General features: G+C 34.1%; 11 protein-coding genes and 1 CRISPR repeat array. All 11 genes read right to left on the bottom strand.

The window, feature by feature from the left end:
* Positions 1-266: 266 nt before the first annotated feature.
* Positions 267-566: a CRISPR direct-repeat array (repeat unit 25 nt; unit sequence TTTTAATCAAACGTTTGATTAGTTT).
* 2 nt (positions 567-568) lie between these two features.
* The 11 genes from RCG25_RS23085 to RCG25_RS23135 all read right to left on the bottom strand — a co-directional run bounded on the left by RCG25_RS23085 (position 569) and on the right by RCG25_RS23135 (position 14,909).
* Complete coding sequence (locus tag RCG25_RS23085) at positions 569-1,036, bottom strand: hypothetical protein (protein WP_308081160.1); 468 nt, start codon at positions 1,034-1,036, stop codon at positions 569-571.
* Positions 1,037-1,214: 178 nt separating this feature from the next.
* Positions 1,215-1,469 carry a hypothetical protein gene (locus RCG25_RS23090; protein ID WP_308081161.1) on the bottom strand — a complete coding sequence of 85 codons (255 nt, stop codon included), beginning with the start codon at positions 1,467-1,469 and terminating at the stop codon, positions 1,215-1,217.
* 502 nt (positions 1,470-1,971) lie between these two features.
* Positions 1,972-2,739, bottom strand: a complete 768-nt coding sequence (locus RCG25_RS23095; protein ID WP_308081162.1) for a DUF6339 family protein — start codon at positions 2,737-2,739, stop codon at positions 1,972-1,974.
* Complete coding sequence (locus RCG25_RS23100) at positions 2,736-3,617, bottom strand: hypothetical protein (RefSeq protein ID WP_308081163.1); 882 nt, start codon at positions 3,615-3,617, stop codon at positions 2,736-2,738. The genes RCG25_RS23095 and RCG25_RS23100 overlap by 4 nt, the downstream gene beginning before the upstream one ends.
* On the bottom strand, positions 3,614-5,410 hold the full coding sequence (locus RCG25_RS23105; protein WP_308081164.1) for a hypothetical protein: 1,797 nt from the start codon (positions 5,408-5,410) through the stop codon (positions 3,614-3,616). The genes RCG25_RS23100 and RCG25_RS23105 overlap by 4 nt, the downstream gene beginning before the upstream one ends.
* Positions 5,411-5,422: 12 nt before the next feature.
* Entirely contained in the window at positions 5,423-5,659 is a 237-nt protein-coding gene (locus tag RCG25_RS23110) for a hypothetical protein (protein WP_308081165.1), read from the bottom strand.
* A 285-nt stretch (positions 5,660-5,944) separates the two neighbouring features.
* The gene (locus tag RCG25_RS23115; RefSeq protein WP_308081166.1) at positions 5,945-7,684 is read right to left on the bottom strand and encodes a DNA cytosine methyltransferase; all 1,740 of its coding nucleotides are present in this window, start codon (positions 7,682-7,684) and stop codon (positions 5,945-5,947) included.
* A gap of 237 nt (positions 7,685-7,921) precedes the next feature.
* Positions 7,922-9,739, bottom strand: coding sequence for an AIPR family protein (locus RCG25_RS23120; protein ID WP_308081167.1), 1,818 nt, complete (start codon positions 9,737-9,739; stop codon positions 7,922-7,924).
* Positions 9,732-10,763, bottom strand: coding sequence for a PD-(D/E)XK motif protein (locus RCG25_RS23125; RefSeq protein WP_308081168.1), 1,032 nt, complete (start codon positions 10,761-10,763; stop codon positions 9,732-9,734). Before RCG25_RS23125 ends, RCG25_RS23120 begins: the two co-directional genes overlap by 8 nt.
* Positions 10,764-10,789: 26 nt before the next feature.
* Entirely contained in the window at positions 10,790-13,444 is a 2,655-nt protein-coding gene (locus RCG25_RS23130; RefSeq protein WP_374121014.1) for a Z1 domain-containing protein, read from the bottom strand.
* Positions 13,437-14,909 (bottom strand): ATP-binding protein, encoded by a 1,473-nt coding sequence (locus tag RCG25_RS23135; RefSeq protein WP_308081169.1) that lies wholly within the window; start codon positions 14,907-14,909, stop codon positions 13,437-13,439. Before RCG25_RS23135 ends, RCG25_RS23130 begins: the two co-directional genes overlap by 8 nt.
* Positions 14,910-15,348: the final 439 nt, after the last annotated feature.

Raw genomic sequence — 15,348 nt, forward strand, 5'->3', positions numbered from 1 at the left:
GTTCCTCAGACCTTCTTTTCTTCCCTTTTACAGCCTAATCAAATCCGCTCAACTATGTGTCAGTGTTTAGGAAGAAGGAGCCTATGGGGACTAAGATTCCAAAGTCCTTTTGGAAGAGACATTTGGTTTTTTCCGACAGAGATTAGACAAAATAGCGTCTCAGGGTATACATGGAAAAGCGGACGTAGTCAGAAAGCTCGCTATAACTATTCACAGATAAGAAACTTTTTCTGCTCTTAATGCTCTTACGCACCAAGGGTTTTAGCCTTTAATCAAACGTTTGATTAGTTTCGCCGCCTCTTACGTTCCAAGGGTTCCAGCGTTTTAATTAAACGTTTGATTAGTTTTTTCGGACCTATGTACCTGGGGTTCCAATTTTTAATTAAACGTTTGATTAGTATCGCCAGCCCTTGCGTACCAAGGGTTCAGCGTTTTAATCAAACGTTTGATTAGTTTTTTCGGTCCTATGCACCTGGGGTTCCAATTTTTAATCAAACGTTTGATTAGTTTCGCCAGCCCTTACGTACCAAGGATTCCAGCATTTTAATCAAACGTTTGATTAGTTTATTTAGCTGTCGATATCCGAAAAAGGGACTTCATTTTTAACCTTATGTATCTCTGGGATTACCTCTATCAAACAACCATCCTCAACCTTCCACTCCAACTGCTCAAACCGACCCTGGAAAAACACTTCCTCCTCATTCTCCAATTCTATCAGCCGCTCGTAATCAATCGTATACCACTTCGTCTTATCCAACTTCAACCTATTCCAATTCGCAGAAAGTAAATAACCTTGACTCTCTAATGACCGAATCGCCCGCTTAATTGTACTCTCCGACCAAAACGGCAGGTGCCTTTGCCACTCCTTATAGGTTTTGTAAACCCACTTCCTCCCCTCAACCACATACAAACTTGCCTCAACCCAATAATGAATCTGCTGCAAAACCACAGCCTGATTCAAACCTAGCTTCATCGCTACAGACGGAATCACCATCACCGGAATCTCATTGACTAACAATTTACTTATCTTACCCACGCCTCCGATTTCATTCAATTTTTTTAAAGGTACTCGATTCGTCCAACAAGCTAGTATGGTCCTTCCATAAGGTCATTGCACCTTCACTGTTTATATAAAGAGAATTGAGGAAACTGGACAGGTTGATTTCAAAGAAAAAACAGTGGATCTTGCTTCCACTGCCCGAAAAGTTTTTAAATTATTTTTTATGTACAAGAGTGCTTGATAATAACCGATATTTACCCCGCGCCACTCTCTCAAGAACCCGGAATTCATCACTTACAGTAGACGAAGAATTACCACCCAATTGTTCAGGAACCATATCGGCTAAAGCCGTTCCAACATCTTTCCACATATTTGGATACTTTTCATCTAGCCATTCCCGAACCTCTTGTATAGTTCCCTCGCCACCTAAATCAATCAAAGCCCAAATGATAGCTTCATTTTGGTTCATATATGCACCACCCTTATATCATGAGTATCAGTTGGCCTTAAATATTTTTTAAAATCCATTAAGAATTCCTTGCCGTTTAGTCACAACAATCCTTTTAATAGATTGTTATAGCGCTGATAGACTCCATTCTTCCTTAAAGGCTTCAGCATTTAAAGCGAAAATGTAGGCAGTATTTTGTCTTATCAGCTTCATTGCAACTACAAGTATCTTCCTGTGACCATCGGTGATAAAACTGGTAAATAAATTTGAAATTCTTATATGTTATCATTCTATCCGTAGAAATTTTTAAAATAGGTGAATTAGTTATAACCTTTTACTAGGAGGTGTTTATCCTTAATAACGACAAAAAACCAACTTTATACTTTTATTTTGCGGAACAGTATGTATTTCATATTCTGACAAAATTGTTTTTCTCTCAAATTTCCCCTTGAAGTTTGGCATTAATATTTTATCCACTCACCTTTGTAAATGGGCACTTAAAGCTCTTACTATAGATATGTATTCAAGTTAACTGTTCAACTTTAGTATATTTAACCTGACCTTCTATAAAACGCCAAGCTTTGTCATATGCTTCTTTTTCATTAAGCATGTCCCAAATTGTAACTCCCCCAACAAGATTAATATACTTAATTAAGTCTCTTACTAACTGCCTCTTGTTCTTAATTTTTTGGATATCTCCACTTTTTTCAAGTTCATCAATGTTTGAAATTATTTCTAAAATAGCCTTTAATGCAACATTATTTCGAGATAAATTAGTAGTTTCTATTAATAAATTTGCTACATCTTGGTAACCTAGAATTATACGGGTATAGAAGTAAGGATCATCCTTTGTCTTGTCATATGTCATATTCACATACCACCATAATCTTGAGAGTCCATTACGATAAAATGTCTTACTTTTCGAACTGAAAAAGTAGCGTGTTTTGATAAATTCAACTTCGTCTCCCTCTGCTGCTTGAACAGGCCATCTTTTACACATATAGGCCCAGAAAGAAGTATGCGTTAAATATGACCAAAACCTCTCATCTGAAGCTAAGGTCAATGGAAGTTCATTATAGTATTCATATAAATTAATTGCATTTATCAAATCTTCCTTACTTCTATTAGAAGGATCACTCACCTCTAAGATTAAATTCTGGTCTATATTAGGAATCTGTAATATTTTTAAAAATTCATCATTACTATTTAATTCATAAAATGGCATGTTTTTTGAAATATTCTCTTTCAAATCAATTAACGTTGCCTCTTTCATTAATTTATAAGCATTCATTCATTATCAGCTCCCTCTAAGTAGACAATGTTCTCTAATGATACCAAAGCTGCTTCTTTAGAAGAGTTAAGCAGTTCATAAGAAATACCTGTGATATCTTCTAGTTTTAAATCTATTATGTTATAGCCCATAGTTTGTAATTTCTTTTCCAATGTACGATACCAATCTAAGTTTTCTATTTCTTCCAATGAATACTCATCCTGTGCAATAGATTGAATGCTAAATAACGTTTCAATTAAAGCAGGCAAATATAACAAAGAAACTAAAATCTTATTACAATCATCACCAAAAGCTTTCAAATGACTAACTTTGTCAAAAGAAACCTCAGGAAGGGCGATATTTATCTGGTGATCATTAAATGCAATTTTAATAGCAGGTGCTTGTGGAGAAGTATCTTTACTTACTTTAAATATACTATTAGTATTAGACATAGGTTTTTTTTCAATGTGAATAGTTTGTGAATCACAAAATGCTAAGATATCACCTTTTTGGATATTGAAATTTACCCCCATGAAATCTATGTGAGCATCAACATTAGAATAATTTCTTATTTCCTCTTTTGCCAAGACAAAAAAATTAACATCTATTTTTTTATTCATAAGATTTTTAGGTATACTAATTTTATTTGTAGGATTAGAAAGGGAAAATGTTCTACGTTGCATTGTAGAAACACATTCAAAATGAACATTGTAAATAGCTTTTCCCGTTTCAACTAACTCTTTTAACTTAGAATTCTCTAAAATAAATTCCACAATAAATACTAATAGCCCATTTTCTTCACTTTGAGACACTATCTTACCCTTAAAAAACCCTTTTCGAAAATCATCACTCACAGGATTCAAAACTGGATGTGGAAAATTCCTTGCTTTTAGTTTCATATTGAAACCACCTCCAAAGAATAACGCGTCACATTGTCTAAAGTAAGTGTGATTGTCGTTTTTACATCACTAGATAAGTTTACAGGACCTAGGACATTTCCGTTTACGCCAATATACTCTCCCGTTTGATCTAGAATGGCTCCGTATATTTTTGCGTTCTCCGTAACACTTTCTCCTACTAAATTTACCTCAATTAATGCCTCACCTGATCTTACAGGATTAATAACTAACCTATATTGCCCTTGTTCTCCATCTAAACAAAATGCACGCAATGTGCTAATTTTCGCCTTAGTAGTTTTGTCCTTTGGCTCTGGTTTAGGATTGGGTGGACGTGTCGGACGTGGCTCTCTTAAAAGTTTCGGTCGTTGCTTTCGTTCTCTCTTAATCATTGAGTTGGTTACAATGACTATTGACTCAATCTTTTCATCATTAAAATTAGTATCAATCTCCTGAGTAGGTTCTTCTTCTTGATTCAAACTCGGTAAAATATTTGCTAAACCAGGTATTTCTAATGAATCTTGTTCGACTTTAGGTGTAATTTCTCTAACTTTTTCATTTAACCATTTATATAATGATTTCTTTAAATCTTTAGCATATTTCGGATTCTTTTTATATAGACCAGGTTCCCAATCATCATGTGTAGGTGGCTCCATTTTTCGAACTACTTCATTAAGATTCTTCCCCTCCACTATTAACGATCCTGCAAAAGTAATTGGTGTTCTAAAATGGCCTTTCTCATAAATTTTCATCCCTGTGCCTCTAATAAAAGAGACCCGGTTATTAAAATCTCCCCCGGATAACAAAAATAGTTTCATAGTTTCAATCTGACCGTCTTCCGTAGGATAATCAAAAAGCTTAATTGTGGCTTCTTGAGAAGTTAATGTTAAATAAAACTCTAAACAACTACTCTTTGGATTAAACTCTTTAATTTGTTCCACTACTTTCTCCAGAGTTTCTTTATTGATAATAGTTTTTTCAACAAGTACCTCAAGAGAACCATTAATAATTGCCCACATATAGTTGGAAACAGTTTCCTCTATAACAGTATTCATCCAGTTATTATTACCTTCAAACCCAAGAATAAATTTATCAGTACCATAATCACCACTCTCTCTTGTAAAAAAAGGATGTAACCCAGAGAGGTCAGTTAACGGACGAAATCCACCTTTAATGCCATAAAAACCAGTTCCTTGTGTAGGGTACTCCTCCCCGCGATCAAAGCTTGCAATTTTAATAACTCCTTGAAAACCTTTATTATTTTCACTTTCGCTATTAAGAGTCGCATATAACATTGTACGAAAAATGGATGCTGCAAAAGGAGCATGTTTTCCAATACCATAAGATCCATTAGATGTTCCTGTTTTAGCAGTATCGCCTGTAGTTTTTGTAAGTCTATGAAAATGGCTATTTTTGGTTTTACCTACTTTAGTTAAACCTGTAGTATTATAATCACGAATTGCTAATACTGAAATTGTCTCTTTTTGAAGAGCTTTATATCCCTTTTTAAAAAAGTCATATGTTTCATTCGAGACTCCTTCATAGGATTTAGTAGCTAATTCAAAAATTTTATTCAATCCATCAATTCCTGGTATTTCTTGCTTATATAAGTGTTTGTTGACGAACTTAACTATTGCAGGCTTCTCCACACTCACCCTAGCATCTAACGAATCCTGAATAACTTCTCTTGTTAAGGACTTAATAGGATTTGCTTGAAAATAGGAAATTCCAGAATCATTTAAACCATCTTCTTTTCCTCCATTGGTTGAAGGAAATTCCCACCCAATTTGGTCCATTGTCATATCTCCTTACTTTTTAAATTTAAATTCTAGATTTCTTTCTGTACTCTCTTCAGCAAATTTGTTTTTAAGTACCTTTAGCTCATATTCCAGAGAATCAATGATTTGTTTCACATGCTTATCAGTGTAATCATAATTATTTTTATTTGCTAAGTTACCAATCAATTGAATTTTCTTTAATGTATCACTTACTCTTTTCTCAGCAATTCTTTCAAATTTTAAAAGTTTCTCTTGATTTTCAGTCATGCTATCAAACTCCTTTTTCTTGTTAATTCCAATCTAACAATTATTTACAAAAAATACAATAATATATAAATATTTTTAAAATATTTATATATATTTGATATATAGTTAAAACAAGTCACAATAAATCGCGTTAACAGATAAACTTCTCAGTGGTTTATAATGATTAAACCTATTAGTTAAATTAAAAAAGTTGTAATTATAAGGTATTTAACTATAAAAAAAAAGAGTCCAAAAAATAATTTGGACTCTCTCTCCTTACTTTATAATTATGTTTAAATAACCGGACTAGTTTAAGATTTTTTTTGCAGGTTGTATTATATCAATAATTTTATTTTCTACTACTATCCCAAGTGACTCTAGCAAACTTTCAGCCACAAATCTTGCCATTAATGGAGGTACTGCATTACCTACCTGCTGATACTGAGAATCCTTTGGACCTAAGAATTTATAATTATCTTGGAACGATTGTAATCTTGCTGCTTCTCTTATACTGATAGCCCTATCAATAGTAGGGTGGATCCACATTGACTTTCTAACATTGAGAACTGTATCTGAAGGTTCATTATAATCAAGTCTCTTATAAATAGTATTCTGTGTTCTACTGTGATCACTATATGTTGTCTTTAAAGAGTCCTTTAAATTATGAAAGTTTTGGCCAGCTGTTAAAGCTTCAAATCTTTGTTGTGCAATTTCTCTTGAGTCTGTTCTTACATGATTATAGATTAGATTATTTTCATTATTATTCAAGTACATATTTAATGGGCTATCACTAAGAGGCTTGGTGTCTCCCCTATATATTTCATCATCCTTTACATCTGTACTTGGTAGCAACTTTTCAAGATCCTTAATTGCATCGTGAATTTTATAATATTCTTTTCTTTTGTTATTCTTAAAGATTGCTTCCGGTATTTTTACTGGCTCGCCTTCTCGAATTTCTTCTAAAACTCCAATTAAGATAAGCCTTCTTCTCTCCTGGGGGACACCGAACATGGCAGAATTAAAGATATAATTTTCTTCATTAAATTTATAACCCAAACTAGAGATTTTAGCCTTTATATAGCTAAAAACATTATATGATTTAATATGGATTACAAAACTGTCTCCACTAATATCGATATCGGTAAACAATTTAATTTTGTTCTGAATTATTTCAGAAATTTTGTTGATTACTTTTTGTGTTTCTATAATTTCCTCAAGTATATCTGAGAATTCTTTAACACAAATTTCTTCATCTTCAAGTATTTTTTTTAAGTTTTCTCCTAAGAGATTCCAAGAAGTTTTATAAGATTCCTCCCAAAACTTATCATGGATTCCCTTCCATTTACTGTTTACAATTTTTGAAAAATACTTCTTATTATTTTGTTTATTTAAGAAGTTTTTCAATTCACTCACTGTCTGATTCTTTGCATGCCTTAACAGAGAATTCAGTTTCGAGAATACATCCTTATCTATTATATATTTAGATAAGCTATCGCCGTTATTATATTTATTCATTAAAAAGCATCTAAGGCTTTCAAAATTATTTGTCACATTACCAATCTTAATGATTTCGCCATCCGGCTCTAATCCTAATTCAGCTAGTTCTTTTTCATCATCTTTACTTATAAAAAATTTATGCTTTTCCGATTCCAACGTTCTTACATTTTCCATTATAAACGCTTTTGGTTTTATTTCCTCTATTGCTCGAAGATACTCTTTTACAAGCTGGTTATTTGAAGATATAAGTGTATTCTTTTGTCTATTTGCATTTGAAAAACCCTGGCAGGGCGGTCCGCCAATGATAACATCTATGTCTTGATATTCATCTTTTAGAATACTGTCTTCATCTTTATAGACTAATTTTGTAATATCTTTATGGAATAATTCCTCATTTAAATACGGATGGTTTTCTAAATATGTTTTTCTAGCATTCTCATTAATCTCCACTGCAATTTTAACTTGAAATTGATTTGTTTGTTCAAATCCATTGCTGAGACCACCGGCACCTGCAAAAAGATCCATTACTTGTAGTTTTCCATCTTTCAATACCTTCACCCCTACAAGAAGATGTCTTCTTGAATTTATTAAAAAACCTTTCAGAAATCAAAAAGGATTCTTCAATTCCTATTTTAATACAAACGTATGTTCTGTTCAAATTTAAAGCCAATAACCTATCAATTATATCATCAAAATTTCATAGAGGTAATACTACATTTTTTAACACAATATAAATGGAAACACCCTCAGTCTCAAGAACCAAGACCAAGGGTATTGTTAAATTCACTAAATAAGATTACTCAATTCCTTCGAGCAGCTTTCCTTAAATTGTACCCAACACGCCTCTTGCTTTGCCCACTGAGTTACGTTTCTTTCACCAGCAGAATCCTTAAGGAATGCTAGTGCTTTATCAGCAATGATTCGGATGACTTCGTCCCATTTATCAGATAAAGCTTGAGCTTCCCAAATCCCTACTAAATCTATTTTATTCCCATATAAGTGGTTAAGCATGGCAACTGTATAGTAATTAACGTTGGCTTTATAACCTTTTAATTTCATCTCATCTACTAATTCCTTAACGCGTTTATTTATTATAGATCTTGCTATCAATTTTTGGTAAACAGACAATGTCAGCTTTTCTTGACTGTTTCCTTCTGTTTTCCAAAAGCTCTTGTTTAAATCCATAAACTTATTAAAAGCTTCCTCGCCACCCTTACTGGAAACATGCGGATATCCTTCCCAAGACATAAAATGCTTGGCAATATCTATTTTCGCTAACACTTTATCTTTTGGATACTGCTTTTTAAACTCGGTCTGTTCTTTACCTCTTTTTCTCCTATTAATATCCACCATGTATTGACCACGTGCACGCTCAAAATACCATTTGCTTTCAGGTTTGCGTCCATCAAAAACTGGAATCCAAATATTACGGGAGAATTTCTCTAAATCAGACATAAATCTCGTATTTGCAAGTAAATCAGACTTATTAATCTTATTTTGCGTATTAGCATATTGTGAGATACGAGATACCATTTCATCTTCTAGTAAATGCTGATCAGTTGTTGTAAATTCATTTACCTGAAGAATAGTCAGCTTTGCTTGTACATAGACATCCTTCAAGCTTATTCCTTCCTTATATGCCTGATGGATTGATGCAGTAGTCTGTCCACCGTTAACAATTTGCCACCCGCTCAGTCCTTTAAATCTATACAGGTTAGCTTTATCCTCTACTTTTTCAATCTCTGCAGCACGTGCAACGGTTGAAATCCCGTTATTATAGGCTACAAACATTTTACGTTGAAAAGGATCTTTTAATGTATCACGTATACCTTTGTTTGTTCCGCCTCTAGCTTGCAGAAAGGATCTAACATTTCGTTCAACAAGCTTTTGACCCCATTCATCATAGGCCTTTGCGAGCAGCTCTGCTGAAATATAACCTACATAGCAGTCAAAGTTTTTTACGCCATTTAAAGGATCTGGGACAAGCATCATATCAAATGTTTCATTATAATCTTTTTCTAAATTGATGTAATCTGTTTCAATACCTTGCTCTGCAGTAATAAGTTGTTGAACCCGATCAATATCCCAAACTTGAATATTGACTGTCTCCACTCCTGGAATTGATACATCAATAGGTTTATTTGACGTGTAGTACATATTTGTTATAACAAAAATATTGACCTCACTAATTGAGTCCATACTTTCAGAAATTAATTTAGCTAGATCATAGGATTGTAATGAATGGTCAATTGTTTGAAGCAACGCCTGAGCATTTGTAATAAACCTTTTCACTTTATTCGCAATATCGGTAACCGCAGTCATGCTAATATTGAGCAGATCTTCTTCATTTTGCTCAAAATTATAGTCTACGACGTATAAATCTAATGCATTATTATCTTCATCAAAAGAATAGGCATTAACTTGAATATTTTTACCTGTATCTAAATATGGCGGAATAAGTATTTCTGGTTCATCTGGACGATCCATAAAAGACAGCATTTTCTCTAAAAACGAAATTTGATAACTACCTGTTTTAATCGCCTTTTCTTCCAATTCTTCAATGAAATCTACAAGAAATTCTTTTCTTTGTTTTGTTTCAATCATGATTCCCATCCACTCTAAAATATTGATATATTTCCTCTGAATCTCTTTCAAAATCCGAACAATGTGTAAGGTCTATATTATAAGTAACATGTGAAATCCCTTTTGGTAAATTCTCTTTTATTAATCTCGGGAAGTTCTCACCTGCTTCATAGACCTCTACCTTTTCAACAAAATAATAAGTATCAGCATATTCCTCTTCCCTAAATCCTAGATCCGTTAATAGATCATTAAAAATAAGAGCTATTCTCTCGGACCTGGAAGCTATCTTTTCTCTCACTTTTACTACTAAATCTTGAAGAGAAGTCCCGTGGGTTTTACTTTGCTCTAAATAACATACATACAAGTAAATAGAAGAAACAGCTTCACTTAATTTCAATTGGTTCTCATTAGATATCTTAATAGATTTAGTTAATTTTTCATTTACTGTTTTTATCTCTAAACCGCATTTACTGCCTTTAAAATCTATCCTTCCTTTGGTAGGGCCTTCCCACTGTTCCACAACAAGTGGTGGCTGACCAGGGAACTTATCCAGCCATTCGTTAATAAACCATAGTTCGCCAAATAAGCCTCTTTGCTGTTCCTCTGACAAGTTTCTAAAGCCGCCCCGCTGAAAAAAAGCCCTCCATCTATCAAGCACACTATATGTTGTTGAAAATATGGAATCTTTTTGGTTTATTATTAAATGATCTACAAGATTTTGTAGAACAGCCTCAAAAATTTCATTACTCTGCTCATCTTCCTGTTTAATAACAAGAAAATAATGACCATCCAGCAAGAAAAGTTTTTTGAAAAACTCTTGCTTAATAGATAGTCCCCGCCATTTGGGGAGGGACAATAATTGTTCCTCCTCCCATGGGTTTTCTCCTAAGTCTATATACAGCTGCCTATGATAATTTCCTGCATCTATCCCGGCAAACAAAACAGGATCTTCATAATTTAAAACTTTAAGCTTATAAAACTCGTCGTCAGATTGCTGTTTAAGCTCACTAATCATCTCTTCAAACTCTATTTTTAGGTTTATCACATCTTTTTCTCCTTTAAATAAAGTTACTAAACCGTTTTGTTGGTCTGATAGATTACTGTCTCATCAATTGTAGTTTCAGGGAAGGAGAAAGCAATACCAATTGGAACAAGTCTATCAGAAAATTGTACAGGCAAACTATTAAAGACAGTAACATTGGGATTTAACGGATAAATTAATAATAACCCCTTTTCCTTAGGTCGCACTCTGCGTTTCTCGTCTCTGTCTTTTATGTCCTTTATCTTTTCAGGATCTATATCAATATACTCCTGGTTAGGTGCAACAATTGCTTTTATATCAAGTGTGGTTGCGTTACTAGTTGGAGATGGTACCCTAACACCACGGACTACAGCAGAATTTAGGGATAGTTCACCTATATTAACAGGGTATTGACCCACACCAGTCCTATCAGCTGGATCTCCTTCTACAAACGCAACAGTCCAACTTGTCAGCTCACCTTGTTTATTCACAAGGTCAATATAATTCAAGATTTTAAGAGAGTCGACTTTTTCTACTCTAGAACTTGTCTTATATTCCGCTAAATATTCCTTCACAAGTGTGGAATCAACGTTATCTGAAACATAGTAATTAGTTTTTCCTTTACCAAAATTCCTTTTAACCAATGGAAGTTTACCAACCAGTTTTTCAGTTGCAGCCATATTATTTTTATAAAACTGTTCATCTGTATCCAACATTCTTGTCTGTTGTAAAGTTCCCCCGTAAATGACAGTAGACGAAACAGCATTCCTCATTTTTAACGGGCTAGTTAATGTCATAGAGGGATGGCTTAGCATTTTTACAGCATACTCAGATGGTGTTTTACCCAATTTCGCAAGTCTGTCGAATTCCTTCCGTAGTTCAATCATCGCTATAGCAAGATGTTCAAAATTCGAAGCAATGTCCTCAGAAGTATAAATTCTGCATAAATCCATATATCCTTTTCTATAGCCAAACCATCGGCCCATTTGCATTAATGTATCGTACATTAGAGTATTTCTGAAATAATAGGTGATACTCAAGCCTTCTAAAGTTAGACCCCTAGATAGTTTATCTCCACCAACGGCTATTACATTTAGCCCATCTTCTTTATATTGATGATAATCTAAAGCATCCTTACTGTTTCCATTGATTTCAAAAACCCTGATTTTATCAGCAATAATCTTCAATTCCTCATAAACTGCTTCCCAGCTAATATCTGGAAGATCTTCAGGCCATTCCTTTGTAGTAGGAAGAAAATCCAATTCATAGAGTGCTTTTGCCTCTAATATTACATTGCTTTTTACATTATATTGAAGCTGCTGTGAGATCATTTCAAATGTTCTTGCTACCTCATCTTTTACATTGGATTGAACATCCTTGAAACGAGAAGTATGAATAAGCATTGAATTATGCTTGTTCCGTTGTTCCCTTAAATTTCTAATGGCAATTGTCAGCATAAATGCCAATATCGCTTCTCTCATTTGAGGGGGGACTTCCTCAAATTTATCTGCATCGGTCTTTTTCTTAATTGTAGTAAATACTTCAGTGTCTTCCTCTTTTAAAGGTCTGATTAAGCTTGGTCTCATATCTTCAGGATCTTCATCTACATTAAAAAATTCCTCTGGACCGCAATAATCCTTCGGCTTAGGCAATCCCACTAAAAAATCCTTTGGATACAAGTCCTGTCCTTCATCGTCTGTTTTTGCTTCCTTACTTATTAAAAGGTTTGCAAAAGGAGTTGCCGTATACCCTACATAGGCTTTTCTATTAAATACCTCAAGTATTTGTCGAATCAATTTATTAATCGTTTTAGGATCTTCACTTTTATTGGGATCTGATGTATCGACAGATGCCTGATCTGCCTCATCATCAACAATTAGAACTGGAATATCCAGATGATATAGATCCCGATGATTAATTAACTGGTCACGAAGTGATTCCAAAACCGTTTTATTTTTCTTTACGACCATTAGTGTTGGCGAATTTAGATTACTTGTACCGCCGTGCCCTGAGCTTATATCTCTTTCTTCAGTTGTCCAAGATGAAATAATATGATCCGGAGTGTTAGCATAGACCTGTGCCACACCCATTGCCTTTCCTTCTTTATCAGTGCGGTTCCCTATAACCTCTTCATTTAACCTGATTTGAGTTTGAGCTCTTAAGTCATTATGAATACCTGATAATACAATAATTAATTTATAACCTACGTCGAAAGCTTTATTTATTAAACCAGTAAAATTGGCTGTTTTACCAGATTGAACGTAACCCAATACTAGACCGCGCTTATCAAATGGCGTAATAGATTTTGGATTTCCTAATGCCTTAAGTATTTCATTCGTGGTATCATCAATTGCTTCAACTGACTCTGATGGCCAGTTTTTTATATTTGATAAATATTGGCGGTATCTTGTCCAAAAGAAGGTTCCAGAGACCAGCTGAGGTTTGAACCATTTATCTTCATTTTCAATACCGATTACACTTGGAGGTTTAGGTATATCTACTCCAATTTTATATTTCATGAACATCTCTAGGGACCACTTTTTAAATGTCTTATCATCTATGTTAAAGAAGCCGGAAACAGCCATTTTTGCCATAATTAGCGCTTTTTCAGCTGCCTCTTGCTGATTTTTAGAAATTGGTTTAAACATATAGTAGTTAGTAGAAAACGATTGTTCAAATAGACCTTTTTTATCCATTTCAGTCAATTAAATCTGCCTCCGTTACTATCTTTTTAATGGTAACTCTATTTAAGCCATCAACAGCAGGCTGGGTAATCAATAAATTAAGTAGTTGTTCTGTGTCATTAGCAACATTTAGACTTAACATGGTTGATGCAAGTTGAATAACTAATTCCTTTTGAGCCTTCGATACATCTTGAATCTCTTCTTCAGGAACTTTCGGTGAATCTATAATGTTACTTGGGGAACCAAGTTGAACCAATCTCAAATACAAATTTAATAGCTTGGCTGAATCATCATCAATTTTATTTAACAGTTCTCCCAAAATTGGATGATTTCTATTTAAAATAAACTGCGGTCCATCTTCTCTACCTGACTGTTCCCAAGTATTTAGACTTCCTTTAAAAGTTTGTCCAGGGTTATGAGATTGCGTCCTAAAGTAAAATATCTCCTTGGATACTTTCCTAGCTATACCTGAAATTGCTTCTAGTCTTCTTTTGGCATCTTCAGGTAAATTAATTCCTGACTTTTTAATATCGACTTGCCAATCAGAATCCGCTGCATTCGGAAGATCAATTCTAACTCTAGCAAGCTGGGAGGCTGCGTCTTTTGGAAATAACCCCATCCAATCTCCAAAGTATAGTAACCTGTTTTCCCTATATATATATAATCCCTGATGGTCTCTCCATCCTTTATAGCCACCAGCTTTATTATATTCCGGTTCAGTTAAGTGGGAGGCATGGGGAAGAATGAAATATTGAACCCTTATTCTATTATCGTTAATTCTGAGTACTTGCATTTCCCCTTCGATTGTATGCTCGTGATATCTCATGAAGGGATCCCAGGGAACAATTACCTTTCCGTTAATAATCATAGAAATATCATTATTTTCTATAATGGAATGAAAAACAAACTCCAAATGTTTGTTAACACGGGAAACCTTATTGAAAAAACTTGTTTCCTTTAAAGTCCGTTTGCCTCCATATCCCATAAACCGATCAAGTTTATCTATGCAGACAATAGTGCCACTCTCACCTTCAATTAAACCTATCTTTGATTTTACCTCATCTGGAATAGATGTAAATAACTGCCACTCATTACATTCCGAAACATGGTCTAAGTCCCAGCATCTTTCATAATAAATTCCGTCCCTTTTTGTAAGTACGCTTAACCGCTTACCTAATGAGAAAGAAGCTGTTTTTAAGCCCATACCAAATCGCCCTAGTTCACTCGTCTCTCTTTTCGCCCTAGGGTCTTTGGAACCGATATTCATTGCAATCTGAAGCATTTCTTCATTCATACCAGTTCCATTGTCAGAAATTGTGATCATTGCATTTGATTCATCATAATCAAAGTTAATTTTAATAACGGATGCTTTCGCATCAAGGCTATTGTCTACTAAATCAGCAATTGCGGTGTTAGTATTGTAACCTATTGATCTTAACGCTTGAATCACTGGTGCTGCAGAAGGTTCCGTAATAACCACATTCATGTTAGAAGACTCCGTTTCGTATAAATTACTTAATATTAGTATATCAAATTTATAGATTTGGAAAAGAAATGGTTGTGATTTACCGGAATTTTACTGAGCATCAGTTCTTTTATAAAAACTATGCCATTGTTATATAACTCCGGTTTCCCTCTGAATATTGCCAATACTTCTATTAGAAATAAAACAAAGGAGAGGTCCTCATAATAGATGAGAACCTCCCCTTTATATTACCCTGAAACATATTCAGCCGGTTACAGGTACCCTTTTGGGTTTTGATGACAGTCACTTTTTAAATTGGTCGCTTGTCATCCACTACAAATGTATATGAATGCTTCTTGTTTTACCAAAGAAGTGTGGATTCCAATTTCCAAACATAGCTCATTAACTAACACTTATTTACTTTTCACTTTTATGCTAACTTTATTACCTCTTCAAAAAG

Origin of the sequence: Neobacillus sp. PS2-9 (assembly GCF_030915525.1) — a bacterium.
GTDB lineage: Bacteria > Bacillota > Bacilli > Bacillales > Cytobacillaceae > Neobacillus.